This window comes from Brevibacillus sp. YAE8 (genome assembly GCF_057543335.1).
Map to the genome: position 1 here is coordinate 26,768 of NZ_BAAIYG010000037.1, position 6,000 is coordinate 32,767.

Sequence of the window (6,000 nt, forward strand, 5' to 3'; positions counted from 1 at the left end):
AAAACAGCCGTCCCGATGCGCTTTTGCCTGTCAGGGATTAGGACGGGTTTTCCTTGGCAGGCGATGTCCCTTTCTCTTCCAAAAGCTGTTTATTTACTGGAAGGAGTAAGCAAAAAACTATCCTCGCGAGCTTGCCGAACGGGAAGAGGACTGGCTTGCTTTTGCCCAGCGAAAAGCAGGCATCTGTGCGCGATGCCTGCTTCTTTTCACTCGCTCTATTGGCAACAAAGGCAACCCGTTGGCCTTGCTCGGAGGCTTTTTTCATGTGAATGAACCACAAGGGAAATATTGTTAAAAAACAAGGAAAAACGGGAGCGAATACAGAATAGGATGAAAGGGCAGCTTCATGCCGTTTTGGCCAGTCCTTCGACCTAAAAAGCTTGTTTATCATCCTAACGCCTTGAGTGCGCCACGGGCATGACTTGAACCAGAAGCATCAGACAAAGCCACCCGTCATCGCGTATGTCCGGTCCCGCCTTCCTCGTGCAGATCGCGAATCAATTTTCTCAGCAAACTCGCAATCCCGATTCCGCCGAGTGCTGTAAGCAAATTGATGCCCAAAAATACAACGGACCAGGTCAGCTCTAGCTTTTGCAAAAACAAAAATCCCGCGATCGCATTGGCGCCCAAAATCATGAGCAGATGAAGCTTTGGCCATACAAAGCGCAACACCCCGCTGAGCACAATGGACAGGAAGTGAAATGTCAGCACTTTTGAACCAATCACATTCAGAAATTCCATACATACACCACTGCCCTTCCATTTCAAATGTTGTTCGGAGGAACCCGACATGAATACCGATTTCCAAACGCTCATTGATTCGCTCGCCGGAGAACTTGTTTACGACGAAGCGAAGCGAGTGGTAAAAATCTTCGGCAGCGTTGGACCAGTTCGTTGCCCGCTACAAATTTTGGCTCCCTGATGATTACCGCTCTTTTATCAGTCAATACAGCAAATCCGTCCTGTTCCAGCACAGCGACTACGGCGGCGGCTATGACATTTTGAGCCTGTCGGAAGTGATTGACTATTGGAAAGGATACAGCATTGACGATCCGTATTACCCGATCATCTGGAGCAGTCACTCCATTGGCGCCCTTTGTGTAAACCAGGAGCAAGCCGGAGCGGAAAATGGCTACTTGACGTGGATCGGTGCGATGGACCCGGAAAACCCGCTGGACTTGCACATGAGTTTTACCGAATGGTTTATGAAACTGCTCGAACGGGAGGGGAAAGAATTTTGGTTGGAATAGGCCGTTCGCGAAACGGTTCGGATAAAGACCAGGAGGAAACGCGCATGAAAAAATTCAAGCTCTTTGCCCTTTATGTAGGATATGTGATCTTTGCCGCATTCGTCTTGGATCTTGTTTTGTATTACGAACAAGTTTTCATGGCGGAAGCAAAAGCGACGTTTGAGCATTTTCCCGCGATCTTGTACAGCACTCTCTATCCCGTCTCCATCGGCTTGTTGTTTGGGCTGCCTGCTTTTGTTCAAACATGTGCGGCAAAAGAAAGCTGGTCATTTGACTGGATCAAATTCATTGCGTTCGGCATTCCCGCGCTTATGGGCAGTATCCTTTTTCTCCTTTACTATTCTCCCGCAGCGGAATACCTTCCTGCCATGTCGTTTTTTTATTATGGAAGCAAGCTTTCCAGCATTTGCGGCATCGCATTCGGCTATCTCGTCCTGTCCTGCTGGAAAAAGCAAGCCAGCATCCCGGTTTCGACCGATGGCACGGTCCGCTGACCGCTCCTCCTGCACAAGCTAAGCAAAAAGACTGCCAACAGGGAGTCTTTTTTGCTGTTTTGGTAACTTTCCCGCTTTTTGCACGTCTAATCAGTCAGAGAAAGGATGAAGCCTGATGAAAAAAACGAAACAACTAGCCTTGGCAGCAGTGCTCCTTGCCGCATCCGTATGCTCTCCGTTAGCCTCGCCCGGAACAAGCGCAGCGAGCACCACTTCGACCACAACGAACGCTGCCGCCCAACCTTCGAAAATATACCGGATCAGCCTGGATGGAAAAAAGCAAACGCTCATCGCGCAGCTTCCCGCCGTGCACCGCGCGAGCATGTCGCCGAGCGGACGGTTTGTGTATGCAGAGAAGCAAGGGTTCAAAGCAGGGGAACCGACCATCCCCTATTTGTATGACAGCAAAACGAAGCAACTGCGCCAACTGAGCGGTTTCGCCAAGTGGGCACAGAGCAAGGACGAGCTTCTCCTTATGGACCAAGCCAGCTTGTACCGCTACAACCCGCTCACGAACCAAAAAACGTTGCTCGTAAAAGGGACCGCCGACACACCGATTCTCGATTATGCGCTTGCGCCGGACGGCCACTACCTCACCTTTATCCAGTCGGATCGGAAAGAACCAAATTTGCAAAAGCGCCACAAGCTTTACCTGCAAGACATGAACACGCTGAAAATGAAGGTCAACGACCAATTTTCGCTCCCGGCTGAAGAAGAAAGCAGCACACAGGCGGTAAAGCTGCTCTACTGGATACCCACATCCAAAAAAGTACTGTACAAGGCAAACGGCACAATTAAAGAGCTTGATTTGCCGACAGGGCTCAAGTACACGCATTCGTTCAAAAGCTTTCCTTCGTATTCGAACGATATGAAGCTGCGCTTTGACGTCAAAGAATGGCACGGCTTTATGACCGACCTGCAAACAGGCAAAAGCGTGCCGACCGCCGATAACCCTCATCCCGTGTCTATGGACCGCGACTTGACCAAAGTTTTCTGGTCCCCGACCGGTCATAACTACGTCGCAGAAAAATTTCTCTTCACCTCCAATGCCCAGGATGCCATCGAGCAGCTTGTCGTAAAGACGGCGAATCAAACGTTTACATACCCGCTCGACGGCAGCTCTTATTTGGACACCATCGACAACATCCAATTTTTGGGATGGGCGGCTGATGGCAAGTCATTTTTTGTCGGGGATTTGGACTCGGTGCACATGAGCCGTTTTGAAGGGTGGCAATCGCGTGTGAGGTAGGGAGAGGAGCAAGAACTTCATAGTGAGATGGGCAACAGTAGTTGCGGAGCCAGCAAAAGAGAAGGAGCCACAGCTTGCCTATAAAGCTTCTATAAAACTGACGGATGAAACCCGGACAATGAGCGCCTACTTGCTGTATCGGCATGGCGTGAAACGCCATACTTCCACGATAGCGAGCGTGCTGCCCTTGCTCTCAGCGAAGCGGTTACCCGAATCAACGACCGGGTAGATCCAGTGCCGGATGAAATCTTCCATGACGCTGCACGCCATTTCGGAGGGCAGGCACTGGCGACCTTGATCGCCGGGATCGCCACGGCCAACCTGTGGAATCGGCTGAACGTTTCTACCAGACAGATCGTAACCGCTTCTGCGAGCAAAACATTGTAACGAATATGGCGGTCAGTAATGGAGGGAGGCATAGTTTGCCCCCTCCATTATTCTTGCTTCCAAAACAGGTTATGGGTATTACCATTATGGATACCGTATTGTAGATCAGGGCCAATCCACTCGGTCGTGAACAATCATCCAGCATACAAGCTGGCAAAGAGTTTATCCAGACTTATCAACCGCCATCCGAATGACGAAGTGATCCGGCTTGATCTGTATAAAATGGCGATCCTAGCGGCTGGGACAACTGAGGGCTGGTGTTACATTTGAACAGTTGACTGAGTATGATTGAGTTGGATTTGAAAAAGCTTGCAGAAAAAAATGAAAAAATAGTGCCCATCGTAACTTCTAATTTATAGAAAACGTATTATATTATGGTATCTGAAGTTCATCATGCACCATTTCATTTTCATAGAACTAGAAAAATGTGATGATTATTATGAAAAAGACTAGAAATTGGATCATTGGGATTGTTCTGGCTATGATCGTGTTAACTGTTTTTTTTTCAATTCAAAGACCTGCCTGGTAATATGGGGGCACTGCTTACCGTTAAAGAATTCATCAGTGAACACAACAAAGCATCAAACGAGTTGGAAATGGCAGGCGCTAAAAATCATACCAATATCCAATTTGCTGAAGGGAAATATCATGTGGATGTTAATAAAAAAGTCACGACAAGTGAAGGGAACTTGCGCGTAAACCACTATGAATATGTTTTAGTGTACGAAAATTTGGAATGGAAAGTAATCAGGGAGAGACTCACATACACAGATATATAACCTGTTTTTCGATGTAAAATTACGATTACTGGAACAACTATTGCATATTCGCAAAAGCTCTTGGCATTACACCTTCATTATTGATGCACAGACTGACGAAATGTGCAATCACGAAAGAAGATAAATAAATAAGAACCGTTCTATACCTCGCATCAAACAAAAGGAGTACCCGAAGGCACTCCTAACGCTTTTTTCATATAGTGGCGAGCGTTTGCCTCACTTCGGCACAACGTTGCCGGATACAGGACATTTCGCTGCGTTTCGGACATATGGGGATAAAACCACTAGCCGAAAACCGCCAGCGGTTTCTATCTGTTTATCTCCCCTGTGTCTGTTTCGTCCGGTAAAACTCATTGAACAGCTTCATCAGTGCCCGCTTCTCGATGCGGGAGACGTACGAACGGGAAATGCCAAGCTCGCGGGCAATTTCGCGCTGCGTTTTTTCTTTGTCCTGATCGAGTCCAAACCTGCCAATGATAACCTCTTTTTCCCGATCGTCGAGGATGTGGATGTGCTGATAAATCTTGTTCGATTCCAGCTTGAGCTGGACAGCGTCCACCACTGCGTCCGTCTCCGTACCGAGCACATCGATGAGCGTGATCTCATTGCCTTCCTTGTCCGTGCCGATGGGATCGTGCAGGGAAACGTCCTTTTTGGTCTTCTTCAAACTGCGAAGGTGCATCAGGATTTCGTTTTCAATACAACGCGCCGCATACGTAGCAAGCTTGGTTCCCTTCTCCACCTGGTAGCTCTCGATCGCCTTGATGAGTCCGATCGTGCCGATGGAGATCAGATCTTCACTGTCTTCGCCGGTGTTTTCGAATTTCTTCACAATATGCGCCACCAGCCGCAAATTGTGCTCGATCAGCTTGTTGCGGGCGTACGGATCGCCTTTTGCCATGAGTCGGAGGTACTTTTCTTCTTCCGTATCCTGAAGAGGCTGGGGGAACGCGTTGTTCTTGACATAAGCGACAAACATGAGAAGTTCCTTGAACACAAGGGAAAGCGCCGCGATGATGCTGGACATGGCTGCCACCTCCACGTCTGGATAGCTTACTTCTATCCTTATGTGGGCGAATACCCAGATGTGCAAGTACCACATGAAAACCCCTTACAAATGTGAAGTGTCCAAAGACCAATCTCGTCCAGTTTCTGTAATAATTCTCGTTAAGACAGGAACCCAAGTTTGTTTTTTAACATTCAATAAGACTTAAAAAGGGGCATCTCAAAAGTCGATATTTCGACTTTGAGATGCCCCTTTGTATGTCAGAAACGTTGATATAGCAATGTTTCTGATTTTTAAACGTTAGCGGATTTGCCCTTTTTGGACAGCCCCTAGACAATCTTTTTGATGGCATCGAGTACCCGGTCTGCTTGAAAAGGTTTCACCACAAAATCTTTCGCGCCAGCCTGAATAGCATTTAGAACCATTTGTTGTTGTCCCATAGCAGAACACATGATAACTGATGCATTGGGATCGATTTTCTTAATGCCCTTTACGGCATCTATTCCCTCCATCACAGGCATTGTAATATCCATTGTGACTAAATCAGGCTTTAATTGTGCATATTTTTCTATTGCCTCCAGACCATTCTCAGCCTCACCAATTACCTCATGCCCGCCTTTTGTCAAAATGTCCGTTAACTGTAGTCTCATGAACGCAGCATCATCAACGACTAATATTCTAGCCATAAATTACATCTCCTCAACCTGTTGTTTTTCGCAAGTCAAAAATACAGAGAATCGCTGCGGATTTGTGCATAGGCACGGCCAACGCTGAAGATTATGACGATCTCACTCCGGATAGCGCATTTCGTAGCCGGTAGCTCTCGCCGGTGAAA

General features: G+C 47.6%; 10 protein-coding genes. 6 read left to right on the plus strand and 4 right to left on the minus strand.

Annotation, left to right across the window (positions count from 1 at the left end):
• Positions 1 to 37: 37 nt before the first annotated feature.
• Together AC27IT_RS25475 and AC27IT_RS25480 are read right to left on the minus strand one after the other, a co-directional pair.
• Positions 38 to 265: a hypothetical protein gene (locus tag AC27IT_RS25475; protein WP_221843611.1), complete on the minus strand. Its 228-nt coding sequence runs from the start codon at positions 263 to 265 to the stop codon at positions 38 to 40.
• A 188-nt stretch (positions 266 to 453) separates the two neighbouring features.
• On the minus strand, positions 454 to 741 hold the full coding sequence (locus AC27IT_RS25480) for a hypothetical protein (RefSeq protein ID WP_283859036.1): 288 nt from the start codon (positions 739 to 741) through the stop codon (positions 454 to 456).
• 49 nt (positions 742 to 790) lie between these two features.
• Between AC27IT_RS25480 and AC27IT_RS25485 the strand changes: the two genes are divergently transcribed.
• From AC27IT_RS25485 to AC27IT_RS25510, 6 genes are all read left to right on the plus strand, one after another.
• Positions 791 to 922 (plus strand): hypothetical protein, encoded by a 132-nt coding sequence (locus AC27IT_RS25485; RefSeq protein WP_007784819.1) that lies wholly within the window; start codon positions 791 to 793, stop codon positions 920 to 922.
• Complete coding sequence (locus tag AC27IT_RS25490) at positions 882 to 1,250, plus strand: SMI1/KNR4 family protein (protein ID WP_221843613.1); 369 nt, start codon at positions 882 to 884, stop codon at positions 1,248 to 1,250. Before AC27IT_RS25485 ends, AC27IT_RS25490 begins: the two co-directional genes overlap by 41 nt.
• 44 nt (positions 1,251 to 1,294) lie before the next feature.
• Positions 1,295 to 1,744: a hypothetical protein gene (locus AC27IT_RS25495; RefSeq protein ID WP_005833242.1), complete on the plus strand. Its 450-nt coding sequence runs from the start codon at positions 1,295 to 1,297 to the stop codon at positions 1,742 to 1,744.
• A gap of 115 nt (positions 1,745 to 1,859) precedes the next feature.
• Positions 1,860 to 2,993, plus strand: coding sequence for a hypothetical protein (locus AC27IT_RS25500; RefSeq protein WP_340673273.1), 1,134 nt, complete (start codon positions 1,860 to 1,862; stop codon positions 2,991 to 2,993).
• 22 nt (positions 2,994 to 3,015) lie between these two features.
• Positions 3,016 to 3,222, plus strand: a complete 207-nt coding sequence (locus tag AC27IT_RS25505) for a hypothetical protein (protein WP_129552219.1) — start codon at positions 3,016 to 3,018, stop codon at positions 3,220 to 3,222.
• Between the two features lie 5 nt (positions 3,223 to 3,227).
• Positions 3,228 to 3,380, plus strand: a complete 153-nt coding sequence (locus tag AC27IT_RS25510; RefSeq protein ID WP_283859033.1) for a carboxymuconolactone decarboxylase family protein — start codon at positions 3,228 to 3,230, stop codon at positions 3,378 to 3,380.
• 1,095 nt (positions 3,381 to 4,475) lie between these two features.
• Here the strand turns inward: AC27IT_RS25510 and sigK are convergent.
• Complete coding sequence (gene sigK / locus AC27IT_RS25515; RefSeq protein ID WP_005833248.1) at positions 4,476 to 5,186, minus strand: RNA polymerase sporulation sigma factor SigK; 711 nt, start codon at positions 5,184 to 5,186, stop codon at positions 4,476 to 4,478.
• A gap of 308 nt (positions 5,187 to 5,494) precedes the next feature.
• Positions 5,495 to 5,851 (minus strand): response regulator, encoded by a 357-nt coding sequence (locus AC27IT_RS25520; RefSeq protein ID WP_025847145.1) that lies wholly within the window; start codon positions 5,849 to 5,851, stop codon positions 5,495 to 5,497.
• Positions 5,852 to 6,000: the final 149 nt, after the last annotated feature.